This is a genomic window from Micromonospora sp. URMC 103 (genome assembly GCF_051386435.1).
Classification (GTDB): Bacteria; Actinomycetota; Actinomycetes; order Mycobacteriales; family Micromonosporaceae; genus Micromonospora.
In genome coordinates, this window is the sequence record NZ_JBPQTR010000004.1 from 136,194 (window position 1) to 152,634 (window position 16,441).

Below are 16,441 nucleotides of genomic sequence, written 5' to 3' on the forward strand. Positions count from 1 at the left end.
GCAGCGTGTGGTGCCGCCGCGGCGCGTCCCGTGGCCCGCCGCGGAGCAGGGCGAACCGGTCGTCCAGCCGGCGGGCGATCTCCGTCACGGACATGGCCCGGACGCGGGCCGCCGCCAGTTCGACGGCGAGGGGCAGCCCGTCGAGGTGCCGGCAGAGTCCGGCCACCACCTCGGCGGGCAACTCGACGCCCGGGCGCGCGGCGCGGGCGCGCTGCCCGAACAGCTCCACGCTGGTGGCGAGCGTCAGCTCCGGCAGCAGGTGAACCGATTCGGAGGACAGGCCGAGCGGGGTGCGGCCGGTGGTCAGCACCCGCACGTCGCGGGTCGCCGCGACGAGCGCGCCGACCAGCTCGGCCGCGCCCCGGACCACGTGTTCGCAGTTGTCGAGCACCAGCAGCGCGGGCCCGGAACCGAGGGCGGCGGCGATGACGGCCGACGGCTCCCGTCCCGCGGCCATGGCCGCCACGGGAGCGCCGAGCGTCTCGCCGACACCGAGGGCGGTGGCCACCTCTCGGGCGACGTCGTCGTCGGTGCGTACGCCCGCGAGCGCCACGAGGTGGACGGTGCGCTGCTCGGCCTGCCGGGCGACCGCGTACGACAGCCGGGTCTTGCCCAGCCCGCCCGGTCCCACGATGGACACCACCCGCGAGGTGCGGAGCAGGGCGGTCACGGCGGCCACGTCGTCGTCGCGACCGAGCAGCGGGTTGGGCTCGTGGGGTACGCCGTGCCGCACCGCCGGCGGCTCGCCCCGCAGCAGGTCCCGCTGCACGGCCCGGAGCGCGGCGCCCGGATCCGTGCCCAGCTCGTCGCGGAGCGTCCGGCGGTACGCCTCGTACCGGCCCAGGGCCGTCGACGGGCCGGCCGTCGCGGCCTCGGCGCGCAGCAGCTCGGCCAGCAGCTCCTCGTCCCGTGGCAGGACGCCGGCCAGGTCGCCGAGCGGCCCGACGGCCTCCGCGTGCCGGCCGAGGCGGGCCAGCGCCAGCGCGCGGGCGCGCACCAGTGAGTGGTACGCCGGTGCGCGCTCGGCCCGCAGCGCGGCGAGCGGGTCGCCGCCGCCGGTCTCCTCGGGCGGCCCGGCCCAGTACGCGAGGCCGGCCTCGGCGTGGGCGAGCGCCGCCGCGTGGTCGCCGGCCCGCGCGCGCTCCGCGCTCGCGGCGGCGTGGGCCAGCACGGCCGCGGCGTCGACCTGCGCCTCGGTGAGGGTGAGCCGGTAACCGGTGGGCGTGCGCGCGATGACGTCCGCGCCGAGCTGCGCCCGGGCACGGGACATCAGGATCTGCACCGCCTTGGTGGGGTTCTCCGGCAGCTCGTCGGGCCAGAGCCCGGCGACCAGCCGGGCGGTCCCGCAGCCGGACCGTAGCTCACCGGCGAGCAGCGCGAGCAGGCCGCGCAGCCGCCGGCCGGTGATCTCCCGGCCCCGGAACGAGGCGTCCGCAAGCAGGATCAGCTCGGCGGTCACCGGACCAGGTTAGGCCCCGTCCCTCCCATCCCGTCGATCTTGCGGTTTCGGACCGCGATTCGCGGCTGGTGTCGCGGATGCCGGGCAGGAACTGCAAGATCGCGGGGCGTTGCGCGGGCGTGAAAATCTGCCCGGGCTCCGTGAGGGAGGTGTGAAAACCGTCGACCTCTCCGGGCGGCGCGGCATCAGATGGCGAGCCGGGGGCCCGATGGGCGGGCCCGCTCGTACCGGCGGAGGCAGGGCCGTGAAGGTCGATCAGGACGGGGACGGCGGGACGCGAGATGGGGGGACGCCGACCGGGATCGGGGTCGCGACAGGCGCCGTACTGGTCGTCGGCGCGACGCTGCTCGCCGCGGCGCTCTTCCCACCGGGCGACCTGCCCGCCCGAGTGACAGTCGTGGCGATCGGGGTCGGCGGGTACGCCGCCCTCGTACCGGGCCTGCGGGCGCTGGCCGGAGTGACCCTGCTGGCGGTGGGCTGCTTCGTCGGATTCCTGGTCAACCGGTTCGGCGAGCTGACCGGCGCCTCGGGCGAGGCCTGGGCGTACACCCCGGCGCTCGTGTTCGCCGGTGCCCTGGGCGCGGCCTACCGGCGCCTGCGGCTCTCGACGCGGAGGCCGGCCTGTGGCCCGGCTCACCGGTAGGAGGGCGGCCCGTGAAGAGGGCGTCAAAAAGCCGTAGGCCGCCGTCACGGTCCCGTTATAGCCCCTGTCGTGCGGGTTTTCCGGGGGCTTTGATTGCCCGGCGCGATCGGCAGTCGGTCGCGACGAACCTTATCCGTACGAGGAGTCAGCGTGTCTGACGTGGTGTTCGTGGTCCTGACGGTGGCGCTCTTCGCGGCGCTCGCCCTGGTGGTCCGGGCGGTGGAGAAGCTGTGAGCGCGGTCAACGCCGTCGGCCTGGTGCTCGCGATCGGCCTCGGGATCTTCCTGGTGGTCGCCCTGCTGTTCCCGGAGCGCTTCTGATGACCATGACAACAGCCGGCGTCATCTTCATTCTGTCGCTGGTGGTGGCGCTGGTCGCCATCTACAAGCCGTTCGGCGACTACATGTATCGGGTCGTCTCCGGCACCCGGCAGTCCCGCGTCGAGCGCGGGATCTTCCGGCTCGTCGGGGTCAACCCGGCCGCCGAGCAGAGCTGGGGCGTGTACGCGCGCAGCGTGCTGGCGTTCTCGGCCGTGTCGCTGCTGTTCCTCTACCTGCTCCAGCGTGTGCAGGACAAGCTCTGGCTGTCGCTGGGCTTCGACCCGGTGGCGCCGCACGGCGCGTGGAACACCGCCGTGTCGTTCGTGACCAACACCAACTGGCAGTCGTACTCCGGTGAGTCGACCATGGGCCACCTCGTGCAGATGGCCGGCCTCGCGGTGCAGAACTTCGTCTCCGCGGCCGTCGGCATCGCCGTCGCGATCGCCCTGGTCCGCGGCTTCGCCCGGCACCGCAGCGAACACCTGGGCAACTTCTGGGTCGACCTGACCCGGATCACCGTCCGCATCCTGCTGCCGGTCGCCGTGCTCGGCGCGTTCGCGCTGATGCTCGGTGGTGTGGTCCAGAACCTTTCGGGCGGCACGGACGTCACCACGGTGGCCGGTGCCGGCCAGACGATCACCGGCGGGCCGGTGGCCAGCCAGGAAGTGATCAAGCTGCTGGGCACCAACGGCGGTGGCTTCTACAACGCCAACAGCGCCCACCCGTTCGAGAACCCGACGTCGTGGACCAACTGGATCGAGATCTTCCTGATCCTGATGATCCCGTTCAGCCTGCCCCGGGTCTTCGGCCGGATGGTCGGCCAGAACCGCCAGGGGTACGCCATCGCGGCCGTGATGGCCATCCTCGCGCTGGCCAGCGTCACGCTGACCAACGTCTTCGAGCTGAGCGGGCACGGCACCGTGCCGCAGGCGATCGGCGCGGCGCTGGAGGGCAAGGAGGTCCGGTTCGACGTGTCGAACTCGGCCACCTTCGCCGCGGCGACCACGTTGACCTCCACGGGCGCGGTCGACTCGTTCCACGACTCGTTCACCCCGCTCGGCGGCATGGTGCCGCTGCTCAACATGATGCTCGGCGAGGTCGCGCCCGGTGGTGTGGGCTCCGGTCTCTACGGCCTGCTCATCCTCGCGGTGATCACGGTCTTCGTGGCCGGCCTCATGGTCGGTCGGACGCCGGAGTACCTCGGCAAGAAGATCGGCGCCCGGGAGATCAAGTTCGCCTCGCTGTACTTCCTCGTCATGCCGGCGCTCGTGCTCATCGGCACGGCCGCGGCGTTCGCCACCGGCAACAACGAGACGGCGCTCAACGTCGGCCCGCACGGCCTGTCGGAGGTGCTCTACGCCTTCACCTCGGCCAGCAACAACAACGGGTCCGCGTTCGCCGGCATCACCGTGAACACCACCTGGTGGGACACCGCGCTCGGGCTCTGCATGCTGCTCGGCCGGTTCCTGCCGATCATCTTCGTGCTCGCCCTGGCCGGCTCGCTGGCCCGCCAGCAGCCGACGCCCGCCTCCGAGGGCACCCTGCCCACCCACCGGCCCCTCTTCGTCGGGATGGTCACGGGCGTCACGGTGATCCTCGTCGCGCTGACCTTCCTGCCCGCCCTCGCGCTCGGCCCGCTGGCCGAAGGGCTCTGATCTCCCATGGAGAACGAGAACATGTCCGTCACGTCGGTGACATCCGGGGCCGGCGAGGAACCGACCCCCGGCACGCCCGCCACCCAGGGCAACCGGGTCGGCGGCGGCCTGCTCGACCCGAAGCAGCTGGTCCGGTCCCTGCCGGACGCGCTGCGCAAGCTCGATCCGCGCACGCTGTGGCGCACCCCGGTCATGCTGATCGTCGAGATCGGCGCCGTCTTCACCACCGTGCTGGCGATCACGGACCCGTCCGTGTTCGCCTGGGCCATCACCGTCTGGCTCTGGCTCACCGTGGTCTGCGCGAACCTCGCGGAGGCCGTGGCGGAGGGCCGGGGCAAGGCGCAGGCCGCCACCCTCCGGCAGGCCAAGCGTGACACCATCGCCACCCGCCTCATCGGGTGGCGGCCGGGTGTCTCGGCGAACGCATACCGGGACGAGGCGGTGCCCGCGCCGGAGCTGAAGCAGGGCGACATCGTCCTGGTCGAGGCGGGCGGCACGATTCCCGGCGACGGTGACGTCGTCGAAGGCATCGCGAGTGTCGACGAGTCGGCGATCACGGGCGAGTCGGCCCCCGTCATCCGGGAGTCCGGCGGCGACCGCAGCGCGGTCACCGGCGGCACCCGGGTCCTGTCCGACCGGATCGTCGTGAAGATCACCCAGAAGCCGGGCGAGAGCTTCATCGACCGGATGATCGCCCTCGTCGAGGGCGCCAACCGGCAGAAGACGCCGAACGAGATCGCGTTGAACATCCTGCTCGCCGCGCTCACGATCATCTTCCTGATGGCGGTGGTGACCCTCCAGCCGCTCGCGATCTTCTCGAAGGGCTTCCAGGCCGCCGCGACGGACACCGGCGCGATCACCGACAGCGGCGTCACCGGCGTAGTGCTCGTCTCGCTGCTCGTCTGCCTGATCCCCACCACCATCGGCGCGCTGCTCTCGGCCATCGGCATCGCCGGCATGGACCGCCTCGTGCAGCGCAACGTGCTCGCGGTGAGCGGACGCGCGGTCGAGGCGGCGGGCGACGTGAACACCCTGCTGCTCGACAAGACCGGCACGATCACCCTCGGCAACCGGCAGGCGTCCGAGTTCCTGCCCGTCGAGGGGGTCGCCGCCGCGGACGTCGCCGACGCGGCGCAGCTCTCCAGCCTTGCCGACGAGACCCCGGAGGGGCGTTCGGTGGTGGTGCTCGCGAAGAACGAGTACGGGCTGCGCGAGCGCGAGCCCGGTGTCATGCCGCACGCCACGTTCGTGCCGTTCAGCGCGCAGACCCGGATGAGCGGCGTCGACCTCGGCGCGGAGAGCGTCGACGGTGGCGTGCGCCGCATCCGCAAGGGCGCCGCCTCCGCGGTCATGAAGTGGGTACGCGACAACGGCGGCCACCCGACCGGCCAGGTCGGCGAGCTGGTCGACGCGATCAGCGGCACCGGCGGCACACCGCTGGTGGTCGCCGAGCACCTCGACGGCCAGCCGGCCCGCGCGCTCGGTGTCATCCACCTGAAGGACGTGGTCAAGTCCGGGATGCGCGAGCGGTTCGACGAGATGCGCCGGATGGGCATCCGGACCGTCATGATCACCGGCGACAACCCGCGTACCGCGAAGGCGATCGCGGACGAGGCCGGGGTGGACGACTTCCTGGCCGAGGCCACGCCCGAGGACAAGCTCGCCCTCATCCGGAAGGAGCAGGAGGGCGGCCGGCTGGTCGCCATGACCGGCGACGGCACCAACGACGCGCCCGCGCTCGCCCAGGCGGACGTCGGCGTGGCCATGAACACCGGCACGTCGGCCGCCAAGGAGGCCGGCAACATGGTGGACCTCGACTCGGACCCGACGAAGCTCATCGAGATCGTCGAGATCGGCAAGCAGTTGCTGATCACCCGGGGCGCGCTGACCACGTTCTCCATCGCCAACGACGTGGCGAAGTACTTCGCGATCATCCCGGCCATGTTCGCCGGCCTCTACCCGAGCCTGGACGCGCTCAACATCATGCGGCTGGCCAGCCCGGAGTCGGCGATCCTCGCCGCGGTGATCTTCAACGCGATCATCATCGTCGTGCTGATCCCACTCGCCCTGCGCGGCGTGCGGTACCGGCCGGCCAGCGCGTCGAAGCTGCTCAGCCGGAACCTTTGGCTCTACGGCCTGGGCGGCCTCGTCGTGCCGTTCCTCGGCATCAAGCTCATCGACCTGCTCATCCAGTTCATCCCAGGGATCTCGTGATGCGCCTACCAAGCTGGATCGCCCAGCACCTCGCCGCCCTGCGGGCCGTGCTCGTCTTCACGGTGCTGCTCGGCCTGGCCTACCCACTCGCGATGGTCGCCGTGGGCCGGATTCCCGGCCTCGACGGCAAGGCCGCCGGCTCCCTCGTCAGCGTCGAGGGACGCACCGTGGGCAGCAGCCTCATCGGGCAGTCGTTCACCGACGCGGACGGGAACCCGATCGCCCGCTACTTCCAGAGCCGCCCGTCGGCCGCCGGCGACGGCTACGACCCGACCGCCACCTCGGCCAGCAACCTCGGCCCGGAGAGCGTGGTGGACACCATCGCCACCGACCCGGAGGAGTCCTCGCAGAGCCTGCTCACCCAGGTCTGCGAGCGCAGCAAGGCCGTCGGTGACCTCGACGGCGTGGACGGCAGCCGGCCGTTCTGCACCCCGGACGGGGTCGGCGCGGTGCTCGCCGTGTTCCGCGCCGGCGGGCTGACCGGCCCCGTCACCCGGGTGGTCAGCGTGAACCAGGTCGCCCCGGCCACCCCGTTCCTCGGCAGCTACCAGGGGGTGCCGGTGGAGCTGGCCCAGGCCGGCCACGACTACGTGGCCGAGGGCGGGATCGTCACTCCGATCCGCGGCGACGCGCCCGCCTCCCCGGCGGTGCCCGCCGACGCCGTGACGGCGAGCGGCAGCGGCCTCGACCCGCACATCAGCCCGGCGTACGCCGCACTCCAGGTGAACCGGGTCGCGCGCGAGCGCGGCGTGGACCCGGCTGCGGTCCGGCGCATGGTCGAGGAGCACACCACCGGCCGGGCGCTCGGCTTCCTGGGCGAGCCCGGCGTCAACGTGCTGGAACTCAACCTGGCGCTGGACCGGGAGTTCCCGGCCCGCTGAGTCCTCCGAACAGGCGGGGCGGGGCCACCTCGGTGGCCTCGCCCCGTACCGTCACAGCAGGGAAAGGATGGGTCCGTGCCACGAGGAGAGCTGCGCATCTACCTGGGCGCCGCCCCGGGCGTCGGCAAGACGTACGCCATGCTGGAGGAGGCGCACCGGCGGGCCGAGCGGGGCACCGACGTGGTGATCGGGCTGGTCGAGACCCACGGCCGCAAGCACACGGCGGCCATGATCGGCGACCTGGAGCAGGTGCCCCGCCGCACCATCGAATACCGCGGCACCGAGTTCGGCGAGATGGACGTCGACGCGGTGCTCGCCCGCCGGCCCCAGGTGGCCGTGGTGGACGAGCTGGCGCACACGAACGTGCCCGGCTCGCGCAACGGCAAGCGCTGGCAGGACGTTCAGGAGCTGCTCGACGCCGGCATCGACGTGCTCTCCACGGTCAACATCCAGCACCTCGAGTCGGTCAACGACGTGGTCGCGCAGATCACCGGGACCGTCCAGCGGGAGACCGTGCCCGACGAGATCGTGCGCGCTGCCGAGCAGGTCGAGCTGGTCGACATGACGCCGGAGGCGCTGCGCCGGCGGATGGCGCACGGCAACATCTACCGGCCCGACAAGATTGACGCGGCGCTGGGCAACTACTTCCGGGTCGGCAACCTCACGGCCCTGCGCGAACTCGCGCTGCTCTGGCTGGCCGACAAGGTCGACGAGCAGCTCGGCCGCTACCGGGACCAGCAGGGCATCGCCGAGACCTGGGAGGCCCGGGAGCGGGTGGTCGTGGCGCTCACCGGCGGGCCCGAGGGGGAGACGTTGGTCCGCCGGGCGGCGCGGATCGCGGCCCGCAGCAAGGGCGCCGACCTGCTCGCCGTGCACGTGGCCCGCAGCGACGGGCTGGTCGGGGCCGACCCGGCGCAGCTCGCCCGGCAGCGGGTGCTCGTGGAGAGTCTCGGCGGCACCTACCACCAGGTGCTCGGCGCCGACGTGCCGGCCGCCCTGCTCGACTTCGCCCGGGGCGTCAACGCCACCCAGCTCGTGCTCGGCGCCAGCCGCCGCGGTCGGTTCGCCCAACTGTTCTCCCGCGGCGTCGGCGTGACCACCATCGCGCACTCCGGCGCCATCGACGTGCACCTCGTCACGCACACCGAGGCCGGCCGCGGGCGCCGGGCCGCCGGGGTGCCGGCGGCGCTCTCCCGGCCCCGGCGCCTGCTCGGCTTCGCCCTCGCGGCGCTCGGCGTGCCGCTGCTCACGCTGCTGCTGAAGGTCATGCCCGACCTCACGCTCGCCAGCGACATCCTGCTCTTCCTCGCCGGGGTCGTGGCCGTGGCGCTGGTCGGCGGGCTCTGGCCCGCGCTGGTCGCCGCGCTCGGCGGGTCGCTGATCCTCAACTGGTTCTTCACCCCGCCCTTCTACACGCTGACCATCGCCGAGCCGGACAATCTGCTCGCCCTGGCCGTCTTCGTGGGGGTCGCGGTCTCGGTCAGCTGGATCGTGGACGTCGCGGCCCGGCGTACCCGGGAGGCCGCGCGCGCCGCCGCCGACGCGCAGACCCTCGCCGCGGTGGCCGGGGGCGTCCTGCGCGGCGGGCGGCCGCTGATCGCGCTGCTCGACCAGCTCCGGGAGACGTTCGGGCTGCGGGCCGTGAGCGTGCTGGAACTCGCCGAGGAGGCCACCGGCCGGCCGGCCCGGGCCCGGGAGGAGCGGGCGTGGTGCGTCGTGGCGAGCGTCGGCGACCAGCCGGCCACCACGCCGGACGTCGGCGAGACGACCGTGCCGGTCGACGAGCGGATCACCGTCGTGCTCTGCGGCCGGCGGCTCGAGGCCGCCGACCGCCGGCTGGTCGAGGCGTTCGCCGCGCAGGCCGCGGTGGCGCTGCGGCAGGAGCGGCTGGCCGAGGAGGCGGCCACCGCCCGCCCGCTGGCCGAGGCCGACCGGATGCGGACCGCGCTGCTCGCCGCGGTGAGCCACGACCTGCGTACGCCGCTCGCCTCGGCGAAGGCCGCGGTGACCAGCCTGCGCAGCCCCGACGTCGAGTTCGACGAGGAGGACCGGGCCGAGCTGCTGGCCACCGCCGAGGAGTCGCTGGACCGGCTGGCCCGGCTCGTGGCCAACCTGCTGGACATGAGCCGGCTCCAGGCGGGCGTGCTCGGCCTCATCCCGGCCGTCATCGGCCTCGAGGACGCGGTGCCCCGCGCCCTCGACGAGCTGGGGCCGCCGGCCGCGGGCGTCACCACCGACATCCCCGCCGACCTGCCGGCCGTCACGGCCGACCCGGGCCTGCTGGAACGGGTGCTCGTCAACATCGTCGCGAACGCCCTCCGGTACAGCCCGCCCGACCAGCCGCCCACGGTCACCGCGAGCGCCCACGCCGGTCAGGTCGAGCTGCGGGTCATCGACACCGGCCCGGGCATTCCGGAGGACCAGTGGGAGCACGTGTTCCTGCCCTTCCAGCGCCTCGGCGACCGGGACAACCAGACCGGGGTGGGGCTCGGGCTGGCGCTCTCCCGGGGGCTCGCCGAGGCGATGGGGGGCAGTCTCACCCCGGAGACCACGCCGGGTGGTGGACTGACGATGGTGCTGCGGCTGCCGGCCGCCACCGCGGGCATGGTGGAGGGACCACAGGAATGACACGCGTCCTGGTCGTCGACGACGAGCCGCAGATCCTGCGGGCGCTGCGGATCAACCTGCGCGCCCGCCGGTACGACGTCGACGTCGCCGACAGCGGCGCCGGCGCGCTCAAGGCCGCCGCCGGCCACCCACCCGATCTCGTCGTCCTCGACCTCGGCCTGCCCGACATGGACGGGGTCGAGGTCATCCGTGGCCTGCGCGGGTGGACCAGCGTGCCGATCATCGTGCTCTCCGGGCGGGCCGGCAGCGAGGACAAGGTGGAGGCGCTGGACGCGGGCGCCGACGACTACGTGACGAAGCCCTTCGGCGTCGAGGAGTTGCTCGCCCGCATCCGGGCGGTCACCCGGCGGCTCAGCCCCGCCAGCGAGACGGGCGCCACCCTGCGCGTGGGACGCCACGCCGTCGACCTCGCCGACCGTACGGTCACCCGGGACGACGGCACCGAGGTCAAGTTGACGCCCATCCAGTGGGCCGTGCTCGAGAAGCTGCTGCGCCACCCCGGCAAGCTGGTGAGCCAGCGGCAGCTCCTGCACGAGGTGTGGGGGCCGGAGTACGAGAACGAGAGCAACTACCTGCGGCAGTACCTGGCCCAGCTGCGCCGCAAGCTGGAGGACGACCCGGCGCGCCCCCGGCACCTCATCACCGAGCCCGGGATGGGCTACCGCTACCGCCCCTGACGGTCGCTGCTAGACCTCCGGGATGCCGGCGAGCGCGGTGACGGGCTGCCGGGGGACCGGCGCCTGCCGCGGCTCGGGCCGCACGGGCGGCGCCACGAGCAGCGGGTCCACCTGGATCCGCTCGATGCCCAGCGGGCGCAGCATGCTCCGCAGCGCCGACTCGCAGAGCCGGATCCACGGCTGGTCGTCGCCCATCGCGGCGGCGAGCCGTTCCGGTGCCGTGAAGGCGAGACCGACCCGCTCCCCCTGCGGGAGCCGGCCGGTCCGTACGGTCAGGGAGTCTCGCCCCGGCGCGGTGCGTACCGGGACGAGGTAGGTATCCGGGACGTCGTCGTCCATCGTGGTGCCTTCCAGGAGAGGTGGTGGGCCGGCCGGCGGCCGGTCACGGGGTGAAACGCTCGAGGTCGCGGCCGAAGCGGCGGATCGCGTCGGCGCGCGCCCAGGCCGGGGCGGGCACCGCCACCACGGGCACGACCGCCCGGGTCACGCAGTACCGGGTGACGTGCCCGCCGCCGCCGAACCGGCCGCGGCGCGGGCTGCCCACCACGAGGAGGTCGTTGGCGCGGCACGCGTGGTCGACGAGCACCTGACCGGCGTAGCCCTGCTCCGCGACGAGCCGCACGGGCACGTCGTGGGGCACGCCGCCCAGCGCCGCGTCGAAGGCCTCCCGCACGTACGCGCGGGCTGCCCGGGCCAGGTCCTCCTGCCAGAGCCACGGCATGGTGCCGGGCCGCCAGACCGGTACGAACGTCCACGCCCGTACGGCGTGGAGGTAGGCGCCGTCGCGGCGAGCGAGTCGGACGGCGGTGCGCAGCGCCGCCAGCCCGGCGAAGGACCGGTCGACGCCCACGATGACCCGGGGGGCGGGCGAGAGGCGGTTCATGCCGGGAACGGCAGGCATGCCGGTGCGGTGCGGGTCGCCGGTCCGGCGACGGCGGCGGCCGTGACGGCCGCCGGTCCGGCCGGGTCGGCCACGGTGACGGCCGCCGGTCCGGTGACGTCGGCCGCCGGTCCGGCGACGGAGAGGTCCAGGGCACGCAGGATCGTGTGCGTCACGACCACCTCGGCGCCGGCGCGGCGGCGCAGGTCGGCGATGGCGCGGTGCAGCGTGGTGAGGCTCGCGGCGGACAGCCGGACCACCGCGTCGACGTCCGCCGCGATCCACCAGGCGGCGACCGCGCACGGTTCGCCGCGCAGGTGTTCCAGCAGGCGGCTGCCGGGTGTGGCCGTGGTCAGCCGGACCGCGACGAGCACCTCGTGCCGCCGTTCCGGCTCCTTCGTCGTGGGACGGCCGGCCCCGCTCGACGTCCGCCGGGACTGCCGCCCGACGTCCGCCGGCCCGGGGTCGCACCGACCCGACCATCTCGCCGTCATGTCGCCATCGTGGCGCGGTCGCGGACCGCGGCGCCGGTGCCGATACGGGGATTTGACGGCGCCCGCCGGATTCTTGACGCCCTGTTGACGAGCGTTCCGACAGCGGGAGGGTCAGCCGCCGCGGGCATGGATCGGCGCCTGCCGGGTACGGCGGCTCCGGAGCGTAGCCGTCGACGATCGGAGGCAGTCACCCATGGCCAGCGTCACCAAGTCGATGCTCGACGCGTACCCGAAGTCGATCAACCTGGACCGGGCGAAGCTCGCCACGGTGATCGACACGCTCAACGCCTGCGCCCAGGCCTGCACCGCCTGCGCGGACGCCTGCCTCAGCGAGGACGACATCGCGGAGCTGGCCAAGTGCATCCGGACGGACCTGGACTGCGCGGACGTCTGCACGACGACCGCGCGGGTCCTGTCCCGGCACACCGGCTACGACGCCAACGTCACCCGCAGCCTCCTGGAGGCGTGTGCCACCACCTGCCGGGCCTGCGGCGACGAGTGCGCCCGGCACGCCGAGCGGCACGAGCATTGCCGGATCTGCGCCGAGGCCTGCCGCGACTGCGAGCGGGCCTGCCGGGACCTGCTGGCCACCATCAGTTGACGAAACGCCGCCGACCGCCCGGGGACGAGCCCGGGGCGGTCGGCGGGACGCGCGGTGTCAGCGCTTGGCCTGCTGCTTCGCGGCCTGCGGGCTCATGCCCTTCTCCGCCCTCTTCAGGGCGTCCTTCAGCTGGCTCTCCGTCATCTTGGAGTTGCCCTCGATGCCCGCGTTGTGGGCGCGCTGACGCAGATCGTGCAGTTGCTCCCGGCCGGTCATCTCAGCCTCCATCCGTGGAACGGGCGCGAGGCACGGCCTCGCGCCGGGCAACCGCACGCTTTCCCGCCGCCCCCGAGGGCAAACCGGCGCCGCGGTCAGTGCACGCCCCGCCGCCGGCCCTGTTGCCGGGGTTCATCAGTGGTACGGGTGGTGACGCTGAGCTGCCCGTCGGATTCCATGCGGGCCTCGCGTACCTTCCCGATGTCGTCGATGCCCTGCTCCCGCAGCTGCTGGCGCAGCTCCTCGTCCGTGATGAGTTCGCGGCGCATGTTGCGGTGCAGCATCCGCCCGTCCCGGACCAGGACCAGCGAGCCGGGTCGGATGAGACGGGCCGCGGCCGGCCACCGGTACGCGACGGCGTCCAGCAGGTACGACCAGCCGATGATCACCGACACGAGCAGCACCCCGTCGGTGATGGACGTGTAGTTGCCCGACATGCCGTTCTGGGCGGCGTCGGCGAGCAGCACGATGACCAGCAGGTCCGTGACACCCGTGGTGCCGCTCTCACGCTTGAGGATGACCCGGAGCAACCCGAACAGCGTCAGGTACATGACGCTGCCCCGAACGATGGTTTCCAGCAGCGGCGTGCTCGGTACGAAGAGCTGCCCCCAGTCGGCCACGGCAGCGGCTACCCGGGCCCCGCGCCGCCATTCCTCACCCGGTGGGCCGCCGGTCGCCGATGCGGTCCGTTTCCGCTGCGCCGAGCGGCCCAGGTGTGAGGATCGGTGGCGTGGAGACAAGTAGGGGCGGGGAGGAAGGCGTCGCGAGGGCCGGAGCGCCGGAGCGGGCGTACAACAGGGCGACGGGCCGGGTCGTGCCGGTCCCGGCGGCCTGACGACGAAGGGAGTGGATCATGGTTGACCGGATCGCCGACCCCTGGGGTCCCCGCACCCCGTACGGGCCCGGGCAGGAGTGGCCGGTGCGGGTGGACACCTTCCTCGACCGCGACCTGCGTGAGTCGGATGTGGACTCCTGGGTGCAGTCGGCGTCCGTGCTGCACTCCAACGGCGACGCGCTCGACATCGCGGTGCGCGACGGCCGGATCGTGGGCGTGCGGGGCCGTGCCGTCGACCGGGTCAACCGGGGCCGCGTCGACCCGAAGGACCTGTACGGCTGGCAGGCCAACCACAGCCCGGACCGGCTGACCCGCCCGCTCGTGCGCGAGGGCGGCCGGCTCGTCGAGACCGACTGGGACACCGCCATGGGGCGGATCGTGGCCCGGTCGAACGAGCTCCTCGGCGGGCCGGGTGGCTGGGGCCACTTCGGCTTCTACACCACCGGCCAGCTCTTCCTCGAGGAGTACTACACGCTCGGCGTGATCGGCAAGGCCGGCATCGGCACCCCGCACATGGACGGCAACACCCGGCTCTGCACGGCGACCGCCGCCGCGGCGCTCAAGGCGACGTTCGGCGCGGACGGCCAGCCCGGGTCGTACACCGACATCGACCACTGTGACGCCATCGCGCTGTGGGGGCACAACGTCGCGGAGACGCAGACCGTGCTGTGGATGCGGATGCTGGACCGCCGGCGCGGGCCCAACCCGCCCGCGATGCTGGCCGTCGACCCGCGGTCCACGGCGGTGACCCGCGAGGCCGACCTGCACCTCGCGGTCCGCAACGGCACGAACATGGCACTCATGAACGGCCTGTTGCGGGAGATCATCCGCAACGGCTGGTACGACGAGGATTACGTGGCCGCGCACACCCTCGGCTTCGACGAGCTGGCCCGTACGGTCGACGGCTACCCGCCGGAGCGGGTGGCGGACATCTGCGACGTCCCCGCCGCCGACGTGCGGCGCGCCGCGGAGCTGCTCGGCACCTCCCGGCGGCTGCTCTCCACCGTGCTCCAGGGCTTCTACCAGTCCAACCAGGCCACGGCGGCGTCCTGCCAGGTCAACAACCTGCACCTGCTGCGGGGGATGATCGGCCGCCCGGGCGCGGGGATCTACCAGATGAACGGCCAGCCGACCGCCCAGAACACCCGGGAGACCGGCGCGGACGGGGACCTGGCCGGGCTGCGGAACTGGGACAACCCCGAGCACATCGCCGAGCTGGCTCGGTTGTGGAACGTCGAACCCGAGGTGATCCCGCACTGGTCGCCGCCGACGCACGCCATGCAGATCTTCCGGTACGCCGAGCAGGGCTCGATCAAGCTGCTCTGGATCAGCGCCACCAACCCGGCGGTCTCCCTGCCCGACCTGTCCCGCATCCGGAACATCCTGCGCAAGCCCGAGCTGTTCGTGGTGGTGCAGGACCTCTTCCTGACCGAGACGGCCGCGCTCGCCGACGTGGTGCTGCCGGGCGCGACCTGGGGCGAGAAGACCGGCACGTTCACCAACGTGGACCGGACGGTGCACCTCAGCGAGAAGGCCGTCGACCCGCCCGGTGAGGCCCGCGCCGACCTGGACATCTTCCTCGACTACGCCCGGCGGATGGACTTCCGCGACCGGGACGGCCGACCGCTCATCCGGTGGACGACGCCGGAGGAGGCGTTCGAGGCGTGGAAGGAGTGCTCCCGGGGGCGGCCCTGCGACTACACCGGCCTCACCTACGACAAGCTCCGCGGCGGCAGCGGCGTCCAGTGGCCGTGCACCGACGCCGCGCCCGACGGCACCGAACGCCTCTACACCGACGGGGTCTTCCCGACGGACCCGGAGGTGTGCGAGACCTACGGCCAGGACCTGGCCACCGGCGCCGAGTTCACGGCCGAGGAGTACAAGGCGAAGCAGCCGGGCGGACGCGCGTTCCTGCACGCCGTCGAATACCGGCCCTCGCCCGAGGTGCCCGACGACGAGCACCCGCTGCTCCTCACCACCGGCCGCACCGTCTACCAGTTCCACACCCGTACGAAGACCGGCCGCGCGCCGCAGCTCAACGACGCCGCGCCGGACGTCTGGGTGGAACTCAACCCGACCGACGCCGAGCGCCTCGGCATAGCCGAGGGCGACCTCGTGGGGATCGCCTCGACGCGCGGCGCCGTGCAGGCCCGCGCCCGAATCAGCGGCATCCGGCCCGGGGTGGTCTTCCTGCCCTTCCACTACGGCTGGTTCGACCAGGAGCCGGCCGAGCGTACGCCCCGAGCCGCCAACGAACTCACCATCACCGCCTGGGACCCGGTGTCGAAGCAGCCGCTCTTCAAGGTCGCCGCGGTGGCCGTGGCCCGGCTCGGCGACGGTGGCGGCGTACCCGCACCGGCACCGACCGTCGGCGGCAGCGCGCCCATGGTGGCGATCGTCCCGGCCACGGTCGGCGGCCCGGCCGCCGAGGCGACCTCCGTCGAAGGGAAGTGACGATGCATCTCGCGCACTATCTCGGCCTGCTGCACCGGGCCCAGGTCAACCTCGCCGACGCGTTCCGGGAGGTCGGCGCCGCGCACCGGGACGAGGCCGACGTCTACCACCTCTGCGACCAGCAGGCGCAGCGCTGCGACGAGCACGCCGAACAGCTGCGCCCGTTCGCCGCCCGGTACGCCGAGGAGGCGCCCGCCGAGCCGGACCGGCTGCACTCGCAGCTGTTCACGGGCACCCGCACCGGCGGCATCGGGCTCCTGCGGGACCTCCAGGACCTCTACCTGATGGCCGCCGAGTGCGACATCGCCTGGACGGTCGTCGGGCAGGCCGCGTACGGCGCCCGGGACCGGGAGCTGCTGGCGGTCGTGAAGCGCTGCGAGGGGGAGACCTCGATGCAGCTCAAGTGGCTGCGTACGCGAATGAAGCAGGCCGCCCCGCAGGCGCTCGTGGTGGCCGAGTGAGCGGCGGCTTCACCCCGGCAGGC

At 73.2% G+C, this 16,441-nt stretch carries 15 protein-coding genes and 1 pseudogene; 10 read left to right on the forward strand and 6 right to left on the reverse strand.

Annotated elements, in window-relative coordinates:
• Positions 1–811: 811 nt before the first annotated feature.
• Positions 812–1,270 (reverse strand): annotated as a pseudogene (locus tag ACSNOA_RS04220) (BTAD domain-containing putative transcriptional regulator); the annotation flags it as partial.
• Positions 1,271–1,703: 433 nt separating this feature from the next.
• On the opposite strand from ACSNOA_RS04220, the gene ACSNOA_RS04225 reads away from it, so the two are divergent.
• From ACSNOA_RS04225 to ACSNOA_RS04255, 7 genes are all read left to right on the forward strand, one after another.
• Positions 1,704–2,102: a hypothetical protein gene (locus tag ACSNOA_RS04225; RefSeq protein WP_436656462.1), complete on the forward strand. Its 399-nt coding sequence runs from the start codon at positions 1,704–1,706 to the stop codon at positions 2,100–2,102.
• Positions 2,103–2,332: 230 nt separating this feature from the next.
• Positions 2,333–2,422 (forward strand): K(+)-transporting ATPase subunit F, encoded by a 90-nt coding sequence (gene kdpF, locus ACSNOA_RS04230; RefSeq protein ID WP_091592907.1) that lies wholly within the window; start codon positions 2,333–2,335, stop codon positions 2,420–2,422.
• Positions 2,422–4,077, forward strand: coding sequence for a potassium-transporting ATPase subunit KdpA (gene kdpA, locus ACSNOA_RS04235; RefSeq protein ID WP_436656464.1), 1,656 nt, complete (start codon positions 2,422–2,424; stop codon positions 4,075–4,077). The genes kdpF and kdpA overlap by 1 nt, the downstream gene beginning before the upstream one ends.
• A 6-nt stretch (positions 4,078–4,083) precedes the next feature.
• Complete coding sequence (kdpB, locus tag ACSNOA_RS04240) at positions 4,084–6,291, forward strand: potassium-transporting ATPase subunit KdpB (protein ID WP_436656466.1); 2,208 nt, start codon at positions 4,084–4,086, stop codon at positions 6,289–6,291.
• A complete protein-coding gene (locus ACSNOA_RS04245) occupies positions 6,291–7,172 on the forward strand; it encodes a potassium-transporting ATPase subunit C (protein ID WP_436656468.1) in 882 nt (293 codons plus the stop codon). Before kdpB ends, ACSNOA_RS04245 begins: the two co-directional genes overlap by 1 nt.
• A 75-nt stretch (positions 7,173–7,247) precedes the next feature.
• Complete coding sequence (locus tag ACSNOA_RS04250) at positions 7,248–9,800, forward strand: DUF4118 domain-containing protein (protein WP_436656470.1); 2,553 nt, start codon at positions 7,248–7,250, stop codon at positions 9,798–9,800.
• Positions 9,797–10,477, forward strand: coding sequence for a response regulator (locus ACSNOA_RS04255; RefSeq protein ID WP_436656472.1), 681 nt, complete (start codon positions 9,797–9,799; stop codon positions 10,475–10,477). Before ACSNOA_RS04250 ends, ACSNOA_RS04255 begins: the two co-directional genes overlap by 4 nt.
• 9 nt (positions 10,478–10,486) lie before the next feature.
• On the opposite strand, the gene ACSNOA_RS04260 is transcribed toward ACSNOA_RS04255, so the two are convergent.
• From ACSNOA_RS04260 to ACSNOA_RS04270, 3 genes are read right to left on the reverse strand one after another with little or no spacing between them, the layout of a single operon-like run.
• Positions 10,487–10,816: an SAV_915 family protein gene (locus ACSNOA_RS04260; RefSeq protein ID WP_436656474.1), complete on the reverse strand. Its 330-nt coding sequence runs from the start codon at positions 10,814–10,816 to the stop codon at positions 10,487–10,489.
• 43 nt (positions 10,817–10,859) lie between these two features.
• Complete coding sequence (locus ACSNOA_RS04265; RefSeq protein ID WP_436656476.1) at positions 10,860–11,360, reverse strand: universal stress protein; 501 nt, start codon at positions 11,358–11,360, stop codon at positions 10,860–10,862.
• Entirely contained in the window at positions 11,357–11,851 is a 495-nt protein-coding gene (locus ACSNOA_RS04270; RefSeq protein ID WP_436656478.1) for a hypothetical protein, read from the reverse strand. The genes ACSNOA_RS04265 and ACSNOA_RS04270 overlap by 4 nt, the downstream gene beginning before the upstream one ends.
• 193 nt (positions 11,852–12,044) lie before the next feature.
• Here ACSNOA_RS04270 and ACSNOA_RS04275 point away from each other — a divergent pair, with 193 nt between their 5' ends.
• On the forward strand, positions 12,045–12,452 hold the full coding sequence (locus tag ACSNOA_RS04275; protein ID WP_436656480.1) for a four-helix bundle copper-binding protein: 408 nt from the start codon (positions 12,045–12,047) through the stop codon (positions 12,450–12,452).
• Positions 12,453–12,509: 57 nt separating this feature from the next.
• On the opposite strand, the gene ACSNOA_RS04280 is transcribed toward ACSNOA_RS04275, so the two are convergent.
• Both ACSNOA_RS04280 and ACSNOA_RS04285 read right to left on the reverse strand, forming a co-directional pair.
• Positions 12,510–12,680, reverse strand: a complete 171-nt coding sequence (locus ACSNOA_RS04280) for a hypothetical protein (RefSeq protein WP_436656482.1) — start codon at positions 12,678–12,680, stop codon at positions 12,510–12,512.
• Between the two features lie 83 nt (positions 12,681–12,763).
• Positions 12,764–13,288 carry a DUF421 domain-containing protein gene (locus tag ACSNOA_RS04285; RefSeq protein ID WP_436656484.1) on the reverse strand — a complete coding sequence of 175 codons (525 nt, stop codon included), beginning with the start codon at positions 13,286–13,288 and terminating at the stop codon, positions 12,764–12,766.
• Positions 13,289–13,521: 233 nt separating this feature from the next.
• On the opposite strand from ACSNOA_RS04285, the gene ACSNOA_RS04290 reads away from it, so the two are divergent.
• A complete protein-coding gene (locus tag ACSNOA_RS04290; RefSeq protein ID WP_436656486.1) occupies positions 13,522–15,957 on the forward strand; it encodes a molybdopterin oxidoreductase family protein in 2,436 nt (811 codons plus the stop codon).
• A 2-nt stretch (positions 15,958–15,959) separates the two neighbouring features.
• Positions 15,960–16,418: a hypothetical protein gene (locus tag ACSNOA_RS04295; protein WP_436656488.1), complete on the forward strand. Its 459-nt coding sequence runs from the start codon at positions 15,960–15,962 to the stop codon at positions 16,416–16,418.
• Positions 16,419–16,441: the final 23 nt, after the last annotated feature.